20 protein-coding genes and 1 other annotated feature are annotated in these 20200 nt (G+C 43.8%); of the genes, 3 read left to right on the top strand and 17 right to left on the bottom strand.

Features of this window, described 5'->3' with window-relative positions:
* The first annotated feature begins 123 nt into the window (after positions 1 to 123).
* Positions 124 to 338: a binding site (T-box leader), on the top strand.
* 58 nt (positions 339 to 396) lie between these two features.
* Positions 397 to 1389, top strand: a complete 993-nt coding sequence (trpS, locus tag NST22_RS06180) for a tryptophan--tRNA ligase (protein WP_003245134.1) — start codon at positions 397 to 399, stop codon at positions 1387 to 1389.
* 34 nt (positions 1390 to 1423) lie between these two features.
* On the opposite strand, the gene NST22_RS06175 is transcribed toward trpS, so the two are convergent.
* The 9 genes from NST22_RS06175 to fabH all read right to left on the bottom strand — a co-directional run bounded on the left by NST22_RS06175 (position 1424) and on the right by fabH (position 11281).
* Positions 1424 to 2176 carry a YjbA family protein gene (locus NST22_RS06175; RefSeq protein WP_003239298.1) on the bottom strand — a complete coding sequence of 251 codons (753 nt, stop codon included), beginning with the start codon at positions 2174 to 2176 and terminating at the stop codon, positions 1424 to 1426.
* A 204-nt stretch (positions 2177 to 2380) separates the two neighbouring features.
* Positions 2381 to 3292, bottom strand: coding sequence for an oligopeptide ABC transporter permease AppC (gene appC / locus NST22_RS06170; protein WP_003232961.1), 912 nt, complete (start codon positions 3290 to 3292; stop codon positions 2381 to 2383).
* Positions 3293 to 3308: 16 nt separating this feature from the next.
* Positions 3309 to 4259 carry an oligopeptide ABC transporter permease AppB gene (gene appB / locus NST22_RS06165; protein ID WP_003245828.1) on the bottom strand — a complete coding sequence of 317 codons (951 nt, stop codon included), beginning with the start codon at positions 4257 to 4259 and terminating at the stop codon, positions 3309 to 3311.
* A 75-nt stretch (positions 4260 to 4334) separates the two neighbouring features.
* Positions 4335 to 5966: a peptide-binding protein gene (locus NST22_RS06160; protein ID WP_003245082.1), complete on the bottom strand. Its 1632-nt coding sequence runs from the start codon at positions 5964 to 5966 to the stop codon at positions 4335 to 4337.
* An 87-nt stretch (positions 5967 to 6053) separates the two neighbouring features.
* Positions 6054 to 7043 carry an oligopeptide ABC transporter ATP-binding protein AppF gene (gene appF, locus NST22_RS06155; protein ID WP_003232964.1) on the bottom strand — a complete coding sequence of 330 codons (990 nt, stop codon included), beginning with the start codon at positions 7041 to 7043 and terminating at the stop codon, positions 6054 to 6056.
* Positions 7040 to 8026, bottom strand: coding sequence for an oligopeptide ABC transporter ATP-binding protein AppD (gene appD / locus NST22_RS06150; RefSeq protein WP_003232965.1), 987 nt, complete (start codon positions 8024 to 8026; stop codon positions 7040 to 7042). The genes appF and appD overlap by 4 nt, the downstream gene beginning before the upstream one ends.
* A gap of 191 nt (positions 8027 to 8217) precedes the next feature.
* Positions 8218 to 9003, bottom strand: coding sequence for a DUF2268 domain-containing protein (locus NST22_RS06145; RefSeq protein WP_003232967.1), 786 nt, complete (start codon positions 9001 to 9003; stop codon positions 8218 to 8220).
* 75 nt (positions 9004 to 9078) lie between these two features.
* Positions 9079 to 10320: a beta-ketoacyl-ACP synthase II gene (gene fabF, locus NST22_RS06140; RefSeq protein ID WP_003244890.1), complete on the bottom strand. Its 1242-nt coding sequence runs from the start codon at positions 10318 to 10320 to the stop codon at positions 9079 to 9081.
* Positions 10321 to 10342: 22 nt separating this feature from the next.
* Entirely contained in the window at positions 10343 to 11281 is a 939-nt protein-coding gene (fabH, locus tag NST22_RS06135; protein ID WP_003232971.1) for a beta-ketoacyl-ACP synthase III, read from the bottom strand.
* 164 nt (positions 11282 to 11445) lie between these two features.
* Here fabH and yjzB point away from each other — a divergent pair, with 164 nt between their 5' ends.
* Positions 11446 to 11685 (top strand): spore coat protein YjzB, encoded by a 240-nt coding sequence (gene yjzB / locus NST22_RS06130; protein ID WP_003232972.1) that lies wholly within the window; start codon positions 11446 to 11448, stop codon positions 11683 to 11685.
* 29 nt (positions 11686 to 11714) lie between these two features.
* On the opposite strand, the gene comZ is transcribed toward yjzB, so the two are convergent.
* The 4 genes from comZ to NST22_RS06110 all read right to left on the bottom strand — a co-directional run bounded on the left by comZ (position 11715) and on the right by NST22_RS06110 (position 14338).
* Positions 11715 to 11906, bottom strand: coding sequence for a ComG operon transcriptional repressor ComZ (gene comZ, locus NST22_RS06125; RefSeq protein ID WP_003224559.1), 192 nt, complete (start codon positions 11904 to 11906; stop codon positions 11715 to 11717).
* Between the two features lie 14 nt (positions 11907 to 11920).
* Positions 11921 to 12874 (bottom strand): transcriptional regulator Med, encoded by a 954-nt coding sequence (med, locus tag NST22_RS06120; protein WP_003245494.1) that lies wholly within the window; start codon positions 12872 to 12874, stop codon positions 11921 to 11923.
* A 90-nt stretch (positions 12875 to 12964) separates the two neighbouring features.
* A complete protein-coding gene (locus NST22_RS06115) occupies positions 12965 to 13522 on the bottom strand; it encodes a hypothetical protein (RefSeq protein WP_003232974.1) in 558 nt (185 codons plus the stop codon).
* Between the two features lie 81 nt (positions 13523 to 13603).
* Positions 13604 to 14338, bottom strand: a complete 735-nt coding sequence (locus tag NST22_RS06110; protein WP_003245223.1) for a hypothetical protein — start codon at positions 14336 to 14338, stop codon at positions 13604 to 13606.
* A gap of 248 nt (positions 14339 to 14586) precedes the next feature.
* Between NST22_RS06110 and NST22_RS06105 the strand changes: the two genes are divergently transcribed.
* Positions 14587 to 14772, top strand: coding sequence for a DUF2929 domain-containing protein (locus tag NST22_RS06105; RefSeq protein WP_003245236.1), 186 nt, complete (start codon positions 14587 to 14589; stop codon positions 14770 to 14772).
* A 45-nt stretch (positions 14773 to 14817) separates the two neighbouring features.
* On the opposite strand, the gene NST22_RS06100 is transcribed toward NST22_RS06105, so the two are convergent.
* The 4 genes from NST22_RS06100 to NST22_RS06085 form a co-directional block, all read right to left on the bottom strand.
* On the bottom strand, positions 14818 to 14997 hold the full coding sequence (locus NST22_RS06100; protein ID WP_003245356.1) for a YjzC family protein: 180 nt from the start codon (positions 14995 to 14997) through the stop codon (positions 14818 to 14820).
* Positions 14998 to 15082: 85 nt separating this feature from the next.
* Entirely contained in the window at positions 15083 to 16042 is a 960-nt protein-coding gene (gene argF, locus NST22_RS06095; RefSeq protein WP_003232980.1) for an ornithine carbamoyltransferase, read from the bottom strand.
* A complete protein-coding gene (locus NST22_RS06090) occupies positions 16030 to 19122 on the bottom strand; it encodes a carbamoyl phosphate synthase large subunit (protein ID WP_003232982.1) in 3093 nt (1030 codons plus the stop codon). The genes argF and NST22_RS06090 overlap by 13 nt, the downstream gene beginning before the upstream one ends.
* Complete coding sequence (locus tag NST22_RS06085; RefSeq protein ID WP_003232984.1) at positions 19115 to 20176, bottom strand: carbamoyl phosphate synthase small subunit; 1062 nt, start codon at positions 20174 to 20176, stop codon at positions 19115 to 19117. The genes NST22_RS06090 and NST22_RS06085 overlap by 8 nt, the downstream gene beginning before the upstream one ends.
* Positions 20177 to 20200 lie beyond the last annotated feature (24 nt).

Below are 20200 nucleotides of genomic sequence, written 5' to 3'. Positions count from 1 at the left end.
TTATCATTTAAGGATTTTACAGCACTCGTGTTATTTATATTATTACAATTTTACTGGAAAAAAGAATGTTTTTTCATGATGACAATTGGTTATAATTGATTTATAATGAAGCAATCAAAAGAAAAGCTTGCTATGAAAAAGAGTAGTACACGTTTCACCTGTTTGAAGAGAGTCTGCGGTGCTGGGAGCAGATAACGGGCAATGTGGAATGGACTTTGGAGCAGCTGACCGAACTGGAAAAAAGTAGGCTCAGCCGGAGCAGTCTCCGTTACAAACGTCAGAGTGATTCCATTTTAATGGAATAATCAGGGTGGTACCACGGTTCATTCGTCCCTTTTTTACAGGGGAAGAATGAGCCTTTTTTATTATGTTTTAAGAAATGAGGTTGATGTTTTCATGAAACAAACGATTTTTTCAGGCATTCAGCCAAGCGGCTCAGTGACGCTCGGCAACTATATCGGTGCAATGAAGCAGTTTGTCGAACTGCAGCATGATTATAACAGCTATTTTTGCATCGTCGATCAGCATGCGATAACTGTTCCTCAAGACCGGCTTGAGCTTAGAAAGAATATCCGCAATCTCGCGGCGCTTTACTTAGCTGTCGGACTTGATCCAGAAAAAGCAACATTGTTTATTCAGTCAGAGGTCCCCGCACATGCGCAGGCCGGATGGATGATGCAGTGTGTCGCCTATATCGGCGAGCTTGAGCGGATGACTCAATTTAAGGACAAATCCAAAGGCAATGAAGCTGTCGTCTCCGGCCTGTTAACATATCCGCCGCTGATGGCCGCTGATATTCTGCTGTACGGAACGGATCTTGTACCTGTCGGCGAGGATCAAAAGCAGCACCTTGAGCTGACGCGGAATCTTGCAGAACGCTTCAACAAAAAATACAACGACATCTTTACGATTCCGGAAGTGAAAATTCCAAAAGTCGGTGCACGTATCATGTCTCTGAATGATCCGCTGAAGAAAATGAGCAAATCTGATCCGAATCAGAAAGCTTATATTACATTGCTGGATGAGCCGAAGCAGCTTGAAAAGAAAATCAAAAGCGCAGTAACGGATTCTGAAGGCATTGTCAAATTTGATAAGGAAAACAAACCGGGCGTTTCCAACCTTCTTACAATTTATTCAATCCTCGGCAATACGACAATTGAAGAGCTTGAAGCAAAGTACGAAGGAAAAGGCTACGGCGAGTTTAAAGGTGATTTGGCAGAAGTCGTAGTGAACGCATTAAAACCGATCCAGGACCGCTATTACGAGCTGATAGAATCTGAAGAATTAGACCGGATTCTTGATGAAGGCGCGGAACGAGCGAATCGGACAGCAAACAAAATGCTGAAAAAAATGGAGAATGCCATGGGTCTTGGAAGAAAAAGACGCTAATCAAAAAACCGCTCTTTGCAAAGAGCGGTTTTTTTCAGTTGACCTTTGATTCGTTTTCCATTTCCCAAAGCTTTTCGAAAAAAGGCTGTCCTTTTATTAGGTTTTCGCAAAAAGCTAGGTGTTTGTCCGACCAGCCTTCAATTGTTTCGTTATACAGCATGTCCCAAATCTCTTCAAAGCTCATCCTTTTGATTTGTTCATACATATGCGGATTCCACTCTGTGTACCAGTAGCCAATTTCCGCTCGGTTTTTCAGCCCTTTTAATTGGTCAAGCGCCATAAACATCAGCTGCTTAATTTGCCGTTCTTTTCTTGTCAGTCCTCTGACATGTTCTGGTGCTAATGATAAGATGTGATATTCCTTGGAGGATTCCAGCTTCTTTGGCTCAAATTCATATGTTTCAGGCTCTACATCTTTTACCATTTCATAAACGAGCTGCTCCTGTCTTGGGATTAGACGGCTTTTTCTGACAGGGATCGTGTAGCCGATCGTGTCAACAGCTAAAATGCCGATTCCGTCTGTTACGACAAAACAATACTCAAGCTTTGTCCGCTCATGATTTTTTCGAATGTACGATTTCTGATGTACGTCTTCAAGCAAACCTTTCGGAAGCTCTGACAAATCGTTTTCTATGTAATGAAACAGTACTGACGGCACCCTTAACAGCGGCACCTGATCCAAAAGCTCAACCGTATCTTCCTTGCGCCATTCGTGAAAGTGGCATACATTGTAGCCATTTTCTTCCCCTTCAAACCAATTGACCCACACATCATGAAGAAATAACATCTCTAACCCCTCACTTTTATAAAAACTGTTGTCCACAGTATAGGCAAGGGATAGAGAAATTATTCCAAAGAGATTGAGGAAATCTGGAATCACTGGGTTTATGTAAGAATCATAAAAAGCAGATCTCTTTGTATATTTTCTGACTAAAGGAGACCTGCTTTTTTCTGATTTGGTGATATTTTATAACAGATATGATATTCATTTTTATTTAATATTTTTCGGGTCAAGCGCATCCCGCAGGCCATCACCGACAAAGTTGAAGCATAAAACGGTCATTAAAATAAATAGCCCGGGAAATAACGGGTACCACCATGCTTGAATCATTACTGTGAAATTCTGTGCGTCTTGAAGCATGTTCCCCCAGCTAGCGATTGGCGGCTGGATTCCAAAGCCCAAGTAGCTTAGCGCCGATTCAGCTAGAATAACAGACCCAACTTTCAGCGTAGCTGACACGATAATCGGCCCTAACGCATTGGGCAGGATATGAGAAAAAATAATTTTGTGCGTTTTTGTTCCAATTGTTTTAGCAGCAAGAACATATTCCCTTGAACGGAGCGACAAGAATTCTCCCCTTACTAATCGTGCTGTTGTGGTCCATCCTGTGAGACAGAAAATTAAAATCAATTTGTCCACACCCGGCTTGAAGATGGTGACCAGCGTGATCAACAAGAAAATATCAGGAATGGATAACACAATGTCAACTACACGCATAATGACAGCATCCACTATTCCTCTGAAATATCCGGCTAATGCTCCTAAAACCGTTCCGATCAAAATCGAACCGACTACGGACGCAAATCCAACCAATAAAGAGACACGCGCTCCATATAGGATCCGGCTGAAAATATCACGTCCAAATTTATCCGTTCCCATCAGATGTTCAAGGCCCGGCGCCTTATATTTATCAAGCAGGCTTTGCTGCTCTTGGGGATAAGGTGCAATTAAAGGGGCGAAAACAGCAGACATAATAATGATAAAAAGAATAACGGCACCTAAAATGGCCAGTTTGTTTTTCGAGAATTTTTCCCAGAAAATCTTTGTCATTGTTTCTGGCTTTTTCGAAATATTTTCTTTCAGCCTGATCTCCGGCGAGGGAGTTGTTTGCAGCTCTGACATCTCTGTTTCCCTCCTTTTAATATTCGATCCGCGGATCAACAATCGCGTAAAGGATGTCTGCAATGAGGTTTCCGACAACGACAAGAACCGCCGAGATCACAGTCATTGCCATGATAACCGGATAATCGCGCTGGAATGCTGAATCGACAAACAGCTTTCCTAATCCCGGCCAAGTGAAAATTTGTTCGACAACGACAGATCCGCCGATAAATGAAGGAATCATCAAACCGAAAATTGTAATGACGGGTAATAATGCATTCCTCAATCCATGTTTAAATAGCACTCTGTTCTCTTTAAATCCTTTTGCTCTCGCTGTGCGAATATAATCTTGATTTAATACATCAAGCATATTGGATCTCGTGTATCTCGTCAGTCCGGCCATGTCAGCTGTAGCTAGAACGAATGCAGGCAGAATTAAATGATGAATCCGGTCAAATATATTGAATTCGGTATTCAGTGTCTCGACACCCCCAGTTGGAAACCAGCCGAGATTTACCGATAACACCATAATCAAAATTAATCCAAACCAAAAGTTTGGAATAGCCAGGCCTATAAACGAGGTAAATGTAATGCCATAGTCGATTTTTGAATACGGCCGCTTTGCCGACAGGACACCGAACGGAATAGAAATCATAAGAGCCAAAATCGTTGAAACCAGCATCAGCAGGAGCGTATTGGGTAGTCTTGCCATAATCAATTCTGAAACAGGCGTTCCTTTTCTGACAATAGACGTTCCGAAATCACCCTGCACCATGTTGCCTAGCCACTTTAAATATTGAACGTACTGAGGATCATTCAGACCGTATTTTTCAATAAACTGCTCTCTGTCAGCCTGGCTGATTTTCGGGTCCATCATTAATGTCATCGGATCTCCGGGCGCGGCTTTCATGATAACAAATGATAAAATCGTAATTCCCAATAAAATCGGGATAGACATTAAGGTTCTTCTGATAATATATGCAGCCATATACTTGTCCCCCTTTACTTTCCTTATTAAAAACAGAAGAGGGAGAAAACGCTCTCCCTCCCCTTTAAGGGAAATTTATTTTGCAAGCCACCATTTTTCAATATTATACAAATCACGTTTCGGATGATATTTGTATCCTTCAAGATTTTCCGGCATTGCCATATGGTTGTTAGGATAATACAAGAACGTATACGGCTGATCTTCCGCAATTTTTTGATAGATTTGCTCATATTCTTTTGAATACTGCTTTCTGTCACTGATTGATTTTGCATCTTTCATGAGTTTATCCGCTTCGGCATTTTTATACCAAACGTAGTTCAAACCCTTTTTAATCTGGCTTGAATGGAAAATATCATATTGATCCGGGAATGTGGATAAACTCCATCCCATGACCATTGCATCAAAATCCCAATTCGGAGGATTCATTTGTTCAACGAGAGCGCTCCATTCAACGATCTGGGTTTTCACTTCAATGCCGATTTTTTTCAGCTGTTCCTGAACGACGACAGCGATGTCTTCACGGACTTTGTTTCCTTGGTTCGTTTTAAGGGTAAACGAGAATTTCTTTCCGTCTTTATCCAGAATGCCGTCACCGTTCGTATCTTTCCAGCCGGCTTCTGCAAGCATCTGTTTCGCTTTTTTCTCGTTGTACTCAAATTTCGGAACATCTATATCTTTAGGATAGTTCCAAGATAAAGGGCTTTCCGGAATGTAAGCTACCTCGCCGTCTCCATCTAATACTTGGCTGACGATTGACTCGCGGTCAAGAGCGGTTGTTAGCGCTTGACGAACCTTTTTATCCTTGAATAATTCATTTTTTTCATTCCACCCGATGTACACATAACTTAATGCCAAATCAGTAACGATTTTTAGGTTGTTGAATTTTTCAGCCGTTTTGTAGTCAGTGGCGGGCACATTAAAGAAATTAATATCGCCTGCCTGCAGCTGAGCAACGGCAGCATTTGCGTCAGGAATGACTTTATACGTCACAGTATCTAAATACGGTCTTCCTTCAAAGTAATCATCATTCGCTTCGAGCTTAATATATTGGCCCTGCTTCCATTCCTTAAACTTAAATGGTCCTGAACCGATTGGTTTCTTTCTGTTAAACTCATTTTCTTCTAAATCAGCAATCGGAACATTACCGAGAATATGTTTCGGCAGAATAGCTGTGCTGTCTAACGCATTGTTGTAGAAATTACCGTCTTTATATTTCAGCTTAAACAAGACTTCGTAATCGCCTTTTTTTTCTACGGATTTCAGCATTTCATATGTTGAACCGCGTTCTCCCTTGTAATCTTTGCTTAAAGGGACACTGTACGTAAATACGACGTCGTCTGCAGTCAGTTCTTTTCCGTCATGAAACTTAACGCCTTTTTTAATTTTCACATCATATGCAAGGCCGCCGTCTAATTCTTTAATGCTTTCAGCGAGTGACAATTTCACATTTAGTTTTTCATCCGTTTTCGTTAAAAAGCTGTACAGCATATTTTCAATATCCGTACTTGCGTCATCGGTAGAATACAGAGAGTTAAAAAGTGTGGGTTCTCCGATTGAACCAACAACCAAATCCCCGCCTTGCTGCGGTTTGCCTGCTGATTTTTTCGCGCTGCTGTTGCTTGATTTTGATCCCGAGCAGGCTGATAAAAAGATGGCCAGAACCATCAATACACTTAGCATCATCAGTGCGGTTTTCCGTCTTTTCATTAGATATTCCCCCTCTTGAAATGTTCGTTCTTCTAGGCTGTTGTTTATGTAGTGTGCATACCCCCTCTCAAAGCTGTGCGGGCAACATTAGCTATAAAGGTGACAAGCCACAAAGTGGCTGGGAGCAGCTTCTTTAAATTCTGGTATTTGTTCCTTGCATATCGGTTTTGCAACAGGACATCTTGTGTGGAATACGCAGCCTTTTGGCGGGTTGGCCGGACTAGGCAGTTCTCCCTTCAGGACAATGCGTTCACGTTTGACAGAACCTCTTTTTCTTGTAACCGGAACGGAGGATAAAAGCGCTTGGGTATATGGGTGAAGCGGGTTGTCATAAAGCTCATGCTTGCCGGTCAGTTCCATCATTTTGCCAAGATACATTACTCCGACTCTGTCGCTGATATGGCGGACGACACTCAGATCATGAGAGATAAATAGATACGTAAGATTAAATTCTTCCTGTAATTCCTCCATCAAGTTAATCACTTGGGCCTGAATGGATACATCAAGTGCGGAAACCGGCTCATCTGCAATGATCAGCTCTGGATTCAAAGTGAGTGCTCTGGCAATGCCGATCCGCTGACGCTGGCCGCCTGAAAACTCATGGGGATAACGGCCGGCAAACGACGGGTGAAGCCCTACTCTTGCAAGCAGCTCTTCAACTTTTTCGTTTCGTTCACGCATGGTATACATGTTGTGCGTATTAAACGGCTCCTTTATGATGGAACGCAGGGTCTTTCTCGGGTTTAACGAAGCAAATGGATCTTGGAAAACCATTTGAATATTTTTGCGGACACTCTTCCGCAGCTTCTCCTCTGACAGATTGGAAATATCCTGCCCTTTAAAAAGAATTTGGCCCTCTGTCGGTTTGTACAGTCTGATCATCGTTCTGCCGGCAGTCGATTTTCCGCAGCCCGACTCTCCAACGATTCCGAGTGTTTCTCCTTTTTTTAACGAAAATGAAACACCATCCACCGCTTTTACATCACCGACTTTTCTTTGAAAAAGGCCTGACCGGATCGGAAAGTATTTTTTTACGTCACGAAGCTCTAAGATTGTTTCTTGATTAGCTGCTGTCATGATTGTTCGGCACCCTCTTCCTCATATAAAAAGCATCTCACCGTTCTTCCGCTTTTGTGTGTCAAAAGCGAAGGCTGATTTGTCCAGCACTTATCCATAGCTTTCGGGCACCTTGGGGCAAAACGGCACCCCGGCGGCAGATTATCCGGTGTAGGCACACTGCCTTTAATCGCATTTAATTTATCAATCTCTCCATCTATAACAGGAATTGACGTAAGCAGGCCTTCTGTATACGGATGAAGCGGTTCTAAAAATAAGTCATCAACAGTGGCGTTTTCTACGACTTGTCCGCAGTACATGACAATCACTCTATCGGCAGCTTCAGACACGACACCTAAGTCGTGTGTGATGAGAAGAATCGATGTATTGAACTTCTGACAGAGATCTTTCATGAGCTCCAGCACCTGGGCTTGTATTGTCACGTCCAGCGCTGTCGTTGGTTCATCAGCAATGAGCAGTTTAGGATTACAGCTCAGTGCGATGGCAATCATCACCCTCTGTCTCATACCGCCGGACAGCCGATGCGGGTACTCCTTCATAATTTGCTCCGCCCGGGAGAAACCGACCATCTGCAAGAGTTCAACAGCTCGTTGACGGGCTTCTTTTTTCTTCATGTTTTTATGGTAAATCAGCACTTCGGTAATTTGTTCTCCGATTGTTAACACCGGATTAAGGGAGGTCATTGGTTCCTGAAAGATCATGGATACTTCGTTACCGCGGATTTTGCAATAATCGTTTTCAGTGAATGAGGTGAGGTCTTTGTCTTCGAGTTTAATAGAGCCGTCCATGATTTTTCCGCCTGAGCTTTGGACGAGGCCCATAATTGATAAAGAAGTAATGCTTTTTCCGGAGCCCGATTCACCTACAAGCGCGACGGTTTCGCCTTTGCTGATGTGAAAATCGACTCCGTCAACCGCAGGGATCGGCTCCTTTTTCCTGAAAAAATAAGTCTTTAAATTATTCACTTCTAAAAGTGTGCTCATGCTAGCTCCCCTTTCCCCCCTCTTGTTGTCAAACGTTTTCAAGAGAAAGCAATCCCTTTATTCAGAAATAATAAATAATATTGAATTATCGAAAAATTTTATAGTTGTATATTATTACAATCATTTTGCAAAATCAAGAATTTTTTAGGATAAATGTAATATTATTAATGAAATTCCATTATTTTATCCTTTTAAAGCATTGCATCCAAAAAGGTCTCAGCAGGAATGGACAGCCCGTCTGCGGTGCTTGCCTTGCTGGCGGTTAAATATTTTTTTACAATATTGAATCCAACTGCGTATCCAAGCATTTTTGGCTGATATCCTTTGCCGAATAACAGCTGGGGAAATAATCGATTATCCCGTTTGATATCCCGATGGGGCGCAATCTTTTTTTCATATAAAGCCTGAAGCTGTTCCGGTGTATACCAAGTCGTCCATTCAGCCGTTTGACTTCGGCCGAACCTCTCATAAACAGCATATTCCGCCAGCCCTTCCATGATGATTGTATCAAGTAATGTGACATCCTTTTCCTCTTTTGTCAGATGACCTAACCGGCAAACGTGATGATACTCATGCGTCATAAGGGCAGATACCGACCCAAAATCTAAATCTGACGAAAGAAAAAGGAACATTTTGTCTTGAAAGGCGAGTCCTGATTTTGATCCGAATTCTAAACGGATTCTCCTGTTTCGTTCATCAACCGGCAGCGTAACAATTGGTACATCAGGACCTTGCCATTTGTTTTTGAGGTACTGTTCTTCCTTTTGGATATGTCCGTAAAAACCTTTTTCCTTCAGCTTGGAAACCGTCTGAATACCCTCTTTTATGTTTTTAAACATCCCATGATGCTGAAGATGCCCCAGAATGCCCTTCCAGTTCTTTTTCTCCGCACCTGAAAAAAGCGGGATAATGTAATGCGCCAAATCATCTATTGAACCGGCCTTCCTGAGCCAGCTATATGTTTGTTCTACACTCATGTGATCGCCTCCTCTTTTAATCCTATGCACACAAAAAAAACCGGCTACCCTTTAAGGGCAGCCGGTTTGGCTTGATTATGATTGATATTTTTTAAAGATTAATGTTGCGTTGTGTCCGCCGAATCCTAATGAGTTGCTGAGAACATAATTAAGTTCCTGTCTGCGGGCTTCATCAGGCACATAATCCAAATCACATTCTTCGTCAGGTGTTTGAATATTGATTGTCGGCGGAATCACGCCTTCTTTAATGGCCAGGATAGAGAAAATGGCTTCAATACCGCCGGCTGCTCCTAAGAGGTGGCCTGTCATCGATTTTGTAGAGCTTACCGCAAGTTTATGCGCATGCTCGCCAAAAACGGTCTTAATCGCCATTGTTTCGTATTTGTCGTTGTAATACGTGCTTGTCCCGTGAGCATTGATGTAATCAATTTCTTCAGGTGCAATGCCTGCATCTTTAATGGCTTCTTGCATCGCTCTCGCTCCGCCTTCACCGTCTTGGGCCGGCGCTGTGATATGATAAGCGTCTCCGGTTGAGCCGTAGCCGACAATTTCTCCGTAAATTTTAGCGCCGCGGGCCAGGGCATGCTCAAGTTCTTCAAGAACGATAATCCCTGCACCTTCCCCCATGACAAAGCCATCACGGTTTTTATCAAACGGGCGGCTCGCTGTTTTCGGATCTGGATTAGTAGACAGCGCTTTGTTGGCACTAAAGCCGGCGAATGACATTCTTGTCAGCGGCGCTTCTGTTCCGCCTGTGACCATCACGTCTGCATCACCGCGCTGAATAACCTTAAACGCGTCACCGATGGAGTTCGTTCCTGTAGCACATGCTGTAACCGTACAAGAGTTCACCCCTTTTGCTCCTAATGCAATAGAAATCTGGCCTGTCGCCATGTCAGGAATCATCATTGGCACGAAAAACGGGCTTACCCGTCTTGGGCCTTTTGTTAAGAAGATTTCAAATTGAGACTCTAGTGTTTCAAGTCCTCCGATACCGGAGCCTACCCAAACACCGACTCTCGGCGCGATCTCATCGGTAATGTTAAGATCTGCATCTTCAACCGCCATTTTCGCAGCCACAACCGCATATTGTGTAAAGCGGTCCATTTTTCTGGCTTCTTTTTTATCCATATAATCTTCAACATTAAAATCTTTTAATTCAGCGGCAACTTTTGCCGGATATTCTTCAGCGTCAACACGAGTGATCGGACCGATTCCGGACACACCGTTGATTGCGTTATTCCAACTTGTATCGACGTCGTTGCCAAGTGGAGATAATGCTCCAAGTCCTGTAACAACTACTCTTTTTTTAGTCATCTTGTGTGCACCTCACCTTTTTTTATCGGCCCCAGCGGATTGCAATGGCGCCCCATGTTAGTCCTCCGCCGAACCCTACCATAACGACCACATCGCCGTCTTTGATTTTACCGGCTTCCAATTCTTCTACAAGAGAGATCGGAATGGATGCGGCAGAAGTATTTCCATATTTATGAACAGTTTTAGACATCTTTTCGACAGGAAGCTCTAAACGCTCGCGAGCAGCTTCCATGATACGGATGTTCGCCTGATGCGGAATCAAAAAGTCGACATCCTCTTTTGAAAGTCCGGCTTTTTCAATGACATTTACGCATGATTCTCCCATTTGGCGGACTGCAAATTTGAAAACTTCTCGTCCATTCATGATTGTATGTCGTTTTTCATTCAGATACAAGTGCTGACCGCCTGTGCCGTCGGCTCCTAGTTCAAATGAAAGGATTCCTCTGTCATCACTGACTGGCCCGACTACCGCAGCGCCTGCTCCGTCTCCAAACAGAACGGCTGTATTGCGGTCTTCCCAGTCGGTAATGCTTGAGAGCTTCTCTACACCAACAACTAGAACATGCTTGTAGGTTCCGGATTCAATAAATTGTTTACCGGTTACAACCCCGTACATGAAGCCCGCACAAGCCGCGCTGATATCCATAGCACACGCTTTCTTCGCGCCGAGTTGTTCTTGAATCATACAAGAGACCGTAGGGAATGACTGATCAGGTGTAACAGTTGCAACCAAGATCATATCCAGATCCTCAGCAGCCACTTCAGCTTGTTCCAGCGCATTTTTCGCTGCTGCAACAGCCATATGTGATGAAAACACATCATCTGCTGCGATTCTTCTTTCTTCTATTCCTGTTCTTGTACGAATCCACTCGTCAGAAGTTTCAACCATTTTTTCAAGATCATGATTTGTTAAAACCTTCTCAGGAATGTAACGTCCAACACCAAGTATTCCAGCTTTCATTAGGGAAGACTCCTTTATATCTTAAATTTAGAAGATCAATCAGGTTGTGATCAATTATTAGTATCAGGTACTAATTCTATCCTATTTTTTTTCACATGGCAATATATTCGTCTAAACTATCAGTTCATCTTACTCATAGAGTATGGTATATGGAAAGGAGGCGTATGCAGTTGGATGTGTTTTCAAGAATGATGTTCGGCGATGCAGCAAAACCAACAGAAGAGAAGGAGGAGGAACAGCAAGAGGAAGTTTCTCAGGTTTCTCAGACAAACGACGAAGAGACGATTAATTACATGCATATTATGGACCAAATCGGTTCAATTATGAACTCTCTTGATCAAATCAAGCCCGCTTTAAAGGAGCTTGCGCCCATGCTCTCCGCTATTAAAAAGAAAATCATGTGAAAAGCCACTTTCAAAAAAGTGGCTTCTTCTTATTCTGTTTCAGATTTAGCGTCAGACTTGCCAAGCTCATAAGCTTCCGCCATTACCGTTGTAAATAGATTCATAAACGGCTGGATGGCCTCCATTGAGAGCTCAATGCCTGATTTCTCAAGCTGTTCTTTCGCTTCAGGGAGATATTTCATGGCAATTTGCAAGAATTCAAGTGATTTTTCGTGCTGCATGTGACGTCACTCCATTACTCGTTTTTTGGCAGCTCGCCTGTTTTGTTGTATGTTTTGATCAGCTTGGCGATTCTTTGCTGAAAGTCTTGATCGACGAGCGGGCTGAATGTTCCCATCTCAACGACTCCCGTGTTCAGGTCGTAGTAATGATCGCCGCCCTCAAGGGTGCCTTTATTAAATTGTTCAGCAATGATTTCATAGGCCTTGTCCACATTTTGCACCGTGCTGGTTAATACGGTATTCTCGCCCAGATCCGATTGATCTGTGACGTAGCCTATGGCATAAAGACCGTCTTTTTTGATTTGCTGAATAACAGGAACATTATACCCGTCTCCGGCGGGATACACAACATCCGCGCCTTCGTTCTTCATTTTCTGATAAAGCTTTACTGCTGTTGTATCATCATCCCAATGATCCGTATATTTCGTATTTACCTCTATATCCGGATTTTCATACTTGGCCCCTTTGATAAAACCGTCAACCTCAGGCTGCCACGTAAAGGAAGCAATTACACCGACCTGATTCGTTTTCGACATATGGGCAGCAGTCATTCCTCCAAAAAAGCCCATTGCTTCCCCGCTAAAATGGACACTTGTTACATTATCAGCTTTCGCTTTCGCATTGGAAATGACGAATTCCATATCTGGATAATCTTCGCCGACCAAGTTAAACACCTCAGCATATTCACTCCCATGGCCGTAGAGCAGATTGACGCCCCTCTTATGAAAATCCTCAATCGCATTTATGATATCTTCTTCTGTTTTAACGCCTTCTTTATAATAGACGTCCACATTGTATTTGGATTGTATATTCAGTAATCCTTTATACCCTTTTGTGCCCCATACGAGGTCATTAATCGTATCAGGAAAGAGCATGCCGACCTTCTCAATTTTTCCTTTGAACGGAGTTTGTCCACATCCACTCAATAAAAGGAGGACAGAAAAGATCATGACAAGCCTTGTGATCAAGTCATGTTCAACTCCTTTTGACAAGCTATAACATGTATTATTTTTATACGTTTATTGTATCTAGAAAACTCGAAACATGGAAGGTTTTTCTTAATATTTGTCGAAAATTGATGAAAATTGTCTTTTCCACTCGATAATTTTTGTTTTTGCTTCTTCTTTTGAGGTTTTCTCTGTGACTTGCAATTCAAAAAGCTGATCTTTGCTATGACGGCTTGGTTCTAACAGGAATCTCAGCAACTCGTCAGCCACGTCGTTTGTGTAATAGCCGTCTTCCTCTGTTTCTTCTTTCCATGGCCCGTACATTTTCGGCAGGATCACGGTTTTTTCCGAGCCTGTTTTTTCACGTTTATCCCATTCTTTTCGGTCTTCTTCATATACTAAAATATAAGGAGAATCATATTGGTCTAAAGGCAAAAAACTTCCGAACTGGATACAAATTGTATCATAATTTTGGTCTCCAATGTGTTCAAGCTGGCGAAAGAGTTCATTTCTCCCAAGCCACATGAGTCTTTCTTCTAAGTACATTTGTCTCATTTTATCTTCTGTTTCCGCCAGAACAACGTCAACATGTATGCCTTCATCCATCATTCGCTCACATAATGAAAGGCCGAAAAATTCGTCCGCACCTACAATCAGCGTTGATTCCATTGCATCTGCCGCCCTTCCGGTTTTTCATTTCCCAAAACAAAACAGCCTCCGCAAAAGAGAAGGCTGTTGTCATTATATTCTCTATAATTCTTTTTCATGACTATGAAAGAATTTGCAAATTGATGCATAAATTCTGCTTGGATGCTCAAATAAATGAAATGTCATGTCGACCGGTGAGCCTTGCTTTTGCTGTTTTTCCTTGAAAACTTCCGCATGTACGCTGTAGGGATATGGAGCTCCGGTCATACGCTGCCATATATGAACCGGTACGCCGCTCGGGTAGCTTTGAATTGTTTTATAACGAATCGCTTCCGCTTCTTTTTCAGAAATTCCGTAGCTTTTCGATACTTCTTTCAAAAATTGCTTATAGAAAAATTTATTTTCTTTTTCCGATTCATAATGTGCCTGAAGATCGAGACAAGGATTCAACATTGCGGCTGAGCGGATATGATCCGGGGAAAAACGAAGCAGTTCATCGGCCACGAGAGCACCCATGCCTTCTGCTAAAATATGAATCTTCGGATTGAGGATTTCCTGCTTCAGCACAGAATGTATCAGCTGTTTGGCATAGGTGACTGCTTTTTCCGCCCCCCAATGCCTTCCGAACAGATTGCTGTTAAAAAGAGTGTATCCTTCATTCATCAACATGCTCAGAAGCTGATTTCTGCCATAATGCTGCTGCCAAAAGCTTGAATCATGTCCGACAAAGTGGGTTCTGTCCCCCAAGATAAAGATGCCGAAGCCGTTCGGGCGATAGGGCAGATGAATGACATTATGCTCCGTTCCCAGTTGAAAGTATCTTTCCGTTATTCCCATCGCTTGCCCGCCTCCTTTCACACTTCATCTCACGCTATCTTATGTAAATAGAAAAGAAACGAATAAGGTAAAGTCCTAGCCTTTTACATTTTTGGCTATTATACTGATTGACGTTTTATATTTTACCATTAAAGTGTGACGAATCAGACTCTTTTGTCACCTCACTTTCTGCTAAAATTGGATTCCCCCTTCGCTTTTTGTATGGTATGATAACTTTTAGAATAGAATGAGAAGGACGAGGTGGAAACGTGCGATATATTATTGCCTTTATTTGGACGTTCCTTTTATCACATATGGCATGCTACTTGGTTGCAAGCATGAACAGCGTTACGTATAATTTCAAAACATCATCTGTCATTGCTGTTGTACTGTATGTCTTAATCATGGTTTTAGCAGAAATCATGCCTATGAACAAAAATGCAAGCCAGCATTAAAAAGCCAAAAACCCAAAACATTTATTGTTTTGGGTTTTTTAGTGGTCACGGCTTTCTTTTGTAGGTCCACAGCCGGTTGTGGTTTGATGTTTCGGGGAACATTTCCCCTGCTGACAGATGGACCTTTTGAGGGTTTTTAACCATGCTCCCTGTCTCGCCGATTTCTACGTAGACACCGTTATTAGGCGCTTTCTGTCCGGGCCGGAATTGGTGCTGCTGTCCCACTGTTTTTCCTCCTTTTCCTTTTTGCTGTAGTATGCGCCTAAGCGGCTGTGAATATGTTGCCATCAAAAAAACTGCTGAGTTTGGCTCAGCAGTTTTTTGATGATTCCCCTTTATATAAAATGGCCTTCAGCAGTGCTTTTTGCACATGAAGACGGTTTTCCGCCTGCTGGAACACTGCAGAGTTCGGCCCGTCAATAATCTCCGCAGTCACTTCTTCCTCGCGATGCGCAGGGAGACAATGTAAAAATGTATAGTCAGGCTTGGCATGGCTGACCAGCGCCGCATTCACCTGATAAGGCGCAAAGACAGCAAGACGTTCTTGCTCTTCCGCTTCCTGCCCCATGCTTGTAAACACATCAGAATAAATCACGTCCGCGTCTTTTACAGCTTCAATCGGATCATCTGTCAGCGTGACAGAAGAGCCGGATTGAAGTGCATATGTCTTTGCCGCTTCAGCTGCTTCATCTAACACTTCATATCCCTTTGGTGAAGCGATCGAGATATCACAGCCCATTTTCGCGCAGCCGATCATCAAGGAGTGCGCCACGTTATTTCCGTCACCGATGTACGCGACTTTTACGCCTTTAAGCTTCCCTTTTATCTCCTTAATCGTCAAGAGATCCGCCAGCGCCTGGCATGGGTGGTATTTATCGGTAAGTCCATTGATCACCGGAATGTCAGCTTCTTTGGCAAGTTCCTCCACCTTTTCATGTTCAAAGGTCCGGATCATGATGGCATCCACATAGCCTGACAGCACTTTTGCCGTATCAGCGACAGTCTCACCGCGCCCCAGCTGCAGATCTTTCTGGCTTAGAAAGAGGGCGCTCCCGCCCAGCTGCGCCATGCCCGCTTCAAATGAAACACGGGTCCGCGTTGATGATTTTTCAAAAATCATCGCCAAGGTTTTGCCATGGAATATAGGCTGAATTTTGTTTTGTTTCAGCTCACCGGCTTCTGCGAGCAAGGCGTTTATATCTTCTTCACTAAGGTCCTTTAACGTTAATAAATCTTTTCCGTATAAACTGGTTTGCGTCACTGTGTGCATGATGCCACTTCCTTTTTATAGAGGTCTTTGAGAGATACAGGCTGCGGATGGCCTGAACCGCTTTGTAAAAACGCCCGCACAGTTTCTTCTTCTGTAAAGACGGGGATGCCGTGCGTCATGGCTTCCAAACGTTCTTTGCGTGCTTCTTCAGAACCGCTCAGATTAATGTGGAGCGAGTTTCCTTCCTGTTCCATCCATGAGGCAAATGTTCCTTCATGTATTGTAAAACCTGCGTTTTCTGCTAACTCCTTCACATCTTCCGGAACGTTTTGCAAATAAATGCTTCCTTTTTGACTCCAGACTCTTGTATAGATTTTTTTCAAGGCGCTGTTAGAATCATATGCGACACACATGCCTTCTCCCGTTGATTTCATTTCCGGTCCAAGCTTGACATCCACATCCTGGATCGCATGAGAAGAAAAAACAGGGAACTTCACGGCAACTCCATGATGATTTTGAACTGCCGGATTTAGATCTTTTAAGGACGCTCCCGCCAGCAGACGTGTGGCGAGCGGAATCATCGGAACGCCCATTACTTTGCTGACGACAGGAACCGTGCGGCTCGCTCTCGGATTCACTTCAAGAACGAGTATGTTTCCATTGTCGATCACAAATTGAATGTTCATGATGCCTTTAAATGAAAGTTTTCGGGCAATTTTTTGTGCCGCATCTTTCATGCCCTGCTGCAGCCCGCTCGTGATGGACGGTCCGGGAAGAATGGCAAAACTGTCCCCTGAATGGACACCTGCCCGTTCAATATGCTCGGTATATGTCGGGATAAAGACTTCCTCGCCGTCGGAAATCAAATCAATTTCGACTTCCTTTCCAGACACATACTGATCAATTAAAATCGGGTATGGCATGCTGTCCTCATCATTCAGCAGCTGAGAAAGCTGGGCTTGCGAGTCAACAATGATCATGCCCATTCCGCCGATAACGTAAGATGGGCGGATTAACACCGGATAGCCGATCTCACTCGCTTTTGAAGCGGCTTCTTCTTTTGTATAAGCAATTTCTCCTTTTGCGTGCTTCAATCCCAGCTCGTCAAGAAGCTGATAAAATTGATCCCGATCCTCTAACACGTCGAGCGTTTGAAATGATGTGCCAAGAAGAGTAATGCCGGCTTTTTCGAGCGCTTCAGCAGCATTGATTGCAGTTTGACCGCCAAATTGCACAATTGCAAAATCAATATTTTCCTGCTCCGCCACGTTTACAATATGCTCCGTTGTCATCGGTTCAAAATACAGGCGGTCCGCAATTTCATAATCGGTGCTGACAGTTTCCGGGTTATTGTTAATCATGATGGTTTCGAACCCAAGCTCTTGCAGTGTCAGCACACCGTGAACAGCACTGTAATCAAATTCAACGCCTTGGCCGATCCGAATCGGGCCTGATCCGATAATGAGCGCGCGTTTTTTCTCTTTGCGGCTGATGTCTCCATCGGTCTCTCCGAAATATGTGGAGTAAAAATAGTTTGTTTTCGCATCAAACTCTGCCGCGCATGTATCTACGATTTTAAAGGAAGGCGTAATGCCCATCTCCTTGCGAAGCGCGCGCACCTCTTCTTCTGTTTTGCTGATCAGCGAGGCAATCGTTGCGTCTGAGAATCCCTTTTCCTTTGCTTTCTTCAATAATTCAAAAGAGAGATCGCTCCCTGCTTCCATCAGGCGGTTTTCCAATTTGATGATGTTGTCAAAGGTATGAAGGAAAAACGGATCAATTTTTGTTTTTTCATGGATGTCATCAATCGAGACGCTGCGGCTCAACAGCTCCATGACAACGAAAAATCTGCGGTCATCCGGAGTGATTGCCAAATCCCATAGCGTATCAATTGACAACCCGCTGAGCTCTGGAAGGTGTGTCCCGATATTTTTTAATTCAAGCGACGCGGCTGCCTTTTGTATCGCCGCTTCTAAATTCCGTTCAATCGCCATCACTTCACCGGTGGCTTTCATTTTTGTGCCAAGCTTGCGGTCTGCGTTTTTGAATTTATCAAACGGCCAGCGCGGAAATTTGACGATCACATAATCCAGTGCCGGTTCAAAGCTTGCGTAAGTCGAGCCTGTGAGCGGATTTTTCAGCTCGTCAAGAGTGTATCCGACTGCCAGTTTCGCGGCCATCTTCGCAATCGGATAACCGGTCGCTTTAGATGCGAGAGCCGATGACCGGCTTACACGCGGATTCACTTCAATGACGTAATATTGCTTGCTGAATGGATCAAGCGCGAATTGAATGTTGCAGCCGCCTACAACATCAAGTGCTGAGATGATCGTCAGACTTGCTGTCCGCAGCATTTGATAGTCTTCGTCTGTCAATGTTTGTGACGGCGCCACAACGATAGAGTCACCTGTATGCACGCCGACCGGATCGATATTTTCCATATTGCAGACGGTAATGCATGTGTTATTGCTGTCACGCATGACTTCATATTCAATTTCTTTAAAGCCGGCAATGCTTTTTTCGACAAGGCATTGATTGATCGGGCTTGCTAATAGCGCCTGCTTAATCATAGCTGTAAAGGCTTCTTTATCAGGGGCGATTCCTCCGCCCTTTCCGCCTAATGTGTAAGCTGGTCTGATAATAACAGGAAAACCGATGGATTCCGCAAAATGGAGGGCATCGGCCTCGTTATCAACAATTTCACTCTCCGGCACAGGCTGTTTTAATTCATTCATTAACGAACGGAATTTTTCCCGGTCCTCTCCTTTTTGTATCGTTTCAACGGATGTGCCGAGGAGTTTGACGCCGTGCTCTTTTAAAACACCCGTTTCTTCAAGCTCCACCGCTAAATTCAACGCGGTCTGACCGCCTAAATTGGCAAGAAGCCCATCAGGCCGTTCTTTCTTAATGATGGCTGTCAGGCTTTCTGCTGTCAGAGGCTCAAAATAAATTTCATCAGCGAAGGCTTCATCAGTCATAATTGTCGCCGGATTGCTGTTGACGAGAATTACCCGGTAGCCCTCCTCCTTCAGCGCGATGCACCCTTGAGTGCCTGAATAATCAAATTCTGCCGCCTGCCCGATGATGATCGGGCCTGAGCCAATTACTAATATGCTTGAAATACTGGTGTCTTTAGGCATGCGCGATTTCTCTCCTTGCTGGTATCACATTCTTTAGATAATCATCAAAAATCCATTCGCTTTCCGCAGGTCCGGGATGGGCTTCCGGGTGGAATTGAACACTCATGACAGGCAGTTTTTTATGGGCAAGCCCTTCAACTGACGTATCATTGACATGATGAAACCTGATGGTGAGCTCTTCTTCATTAATCGACTGTTCATCAACCACATAGCTGTGGTTTTGGCTTGTCATAAAGACCCGTTTCGTCTTACGGTCGATGACCGGATGATTAGCTCCCCTGTGCCCGAATGGCAGCTTAAAAGTATTCCCTCCAAACGCGAGCGCGATCAGCTGATGTCCGAGACAAATGCCTAGAGTCGGAAAGCGGCTGATGATGCTTTTGATCTTTCCTAAATATGGCTGAATGGCTTTCGGATCTCCAGGTCCGTTCGATAGCACAATTCCATCGGGTTTGATGTTGTATACGGCCTCCATTTGCTGGTATGGCACCACGGTAACCTTGCAGCCTCGTTTGACAAGTGATGATGCGATTGACTTTTTATAGCCAAAATCAATGAGAGCGATATGTTTATTCCCGTCGCCGAATGTGCTGATTTCCTGGGCGGAAGCCTGCTCTGCCACATTCTCTGGTTGAAGGGCAATCTCAGCTCCTTCTTTAGAGGCTGTGACTGTCGCACCCATCGTCCCGTTTGCCCGGATTTTCTTCACGACAGCCCTCGTATCAACATGGGTTAACAGCGGAATATTCCATTTCTGTAGATACTCCTTGAGGCTGTATACCGCTTCATAATGAGAAAAGTGATCACACGCCTCATAGACAACCGCGGCTTTTACTTGCGGTTTCTTGCTTTCAAAATCCTTTTCATTTATGCCGTAGTTGCCAATCAGCGGGTAGGTAAATACAATAATCTGTCCCTTATATGATGGATCTGTCAGCACTTCCTGGTAGCCTGTCATTCCTGTGAAAAAAACAGCTTCTCCCGTGCAGTTTTCATGACCGTCCAGCTCGCCGCTGAACGATGTCCCATCTTCTAACACTAAATAACCTTCCATCTAACAGCCCACCTCTTGATGAAT

Source organism: Bacillus sp. PS237, assembly GCF_037963345.1.
Taxonomy (GTDB): domain Bacteria; phylum Bacillota; class Bacilli; order Bacillales; family Bacillaceae; genus Bacillus; species Bacillus subtilis.
This window is presented reverse-complemented; position numbering and strand designations above follow the sequence as displayed.

Excerpts from the sequence above, each read along its gene's own strand:
- yjzB (WP_003232972.1), top strand. The coding sequence starts at position 11,446 with ATGCAGTTGGATGTGTTTTCAAGAATGATGTTCGGCGATGCAGCAAAA.
- appC (WP_003232961.1), bottom strand. The coding sequence starts at position 3,292 with ATGTCAGAGCTGCAAACAACTCCCTCGCCGGAGATCAGGCTGAAAGAA.
- NST22_RS06085 (WP_003232984.1), bottom strand. The coding sequence starts at position 20,176 with ATGGAAGGTTATTTAGTGTTAGAAGATGGGACATCGTTCAGCGGCGAG.
- NST22_RS06090 (WP_003232982.1), bottom strand. The coding sequence starts at position 19,122 with ATGCCTAAAGACACCAGTATTTCAAGCATATTAGTAATTGGCTCAGGC.
- NST22_RS06110 (WP_003245223.1), bottom strand. The coding sequence starts at position 14,338 with ATGGGAATAACGGAAAGATACTTTCAACTGGGAACGGAGCATAATGTC.
- NST22_RS06115 (WP_003232974.1), bottom strand. The coding sequence starts at position 13,522 with ATGGAATCAACGCTGATTGTAGGTGCGGACGAATTTTTCGGCCTTTCA.
- appB (WP_003245828.1), bottom strand. The coding sequence starts at position 4,259 with ATGGCTGCATATATTATCAGAAGAACCTTAATGTCTATCCCGATTTTA.
- NST22_RS06175 (WP_003239298.1), bottom strand. The coding sequence starts at position 2,176 with ATGTTATTTCTTCATGATGTGTGGGTCAATTGGTTTGAAGGGGAAGAA.
- NST22_RS06145 (WP_003232967.1), bottom strand. The coding sequence starts at position 9,003 with ATGAGTGTAGAACAAACATATAGCTGGCTCAGGAAGGCCGGTTCAATA.
- comZ (WP_003224559.1), bottom strand. The coding sequence starts at position 11,906 with ATGCAGCACGAAAAATCACTTGAATTCTTGCAAATTGCCATGAAATAT.
- NST22_RS06160 (WP_003245082.1), bottom strand. The coding sequence starts at position 5,966 with ATGAAAAGACGGAAAACCGCACTGATGATGCTAAGTGTATTGATGGTT.
- appF (WP_003232964.1), bottom strand. The coding sequence starts at position 7,043 with ATGACAGCAGCTAATCAAGAAACAATCTTAGAGCTTCGTGACGTAAAA.
- fabH (WP_003232971.1), bottom strand. The coding sequence starts at position 11,281 with ATGAAAGCTGGAATACTTGGTGTTGGACGTTACATTCCTGAGAAGGTT.
- argF (WP_003232980.1), bottom strand. The coding sequence starts at position 16,042 with ATGCACACAGTGACGCAAACCAGTTTATACGGAAAAGATTTATTAACG.
- appD (WP_003232965.1), bottom strand. The coding sequence starts at position 8,026 with ATGAGCACACTTTTAGAAGTGAATAATTTAAAGACTTATTTTTTCAGG.
- trpS (WP_003245134.1), top strand. The coding sequence starts at position 397 with ATGAAACAAACGATTTTTTCAGGCATTCAGCCAAGCGGCTCAGTGACG.
- fabF (WP_003244890.1), bottom strand. The coding sequence starts at position 10,320 with ATGACTAAAAAAAGAGTAGTTGTTACAGGACTTGGAGCATTATCTCCA.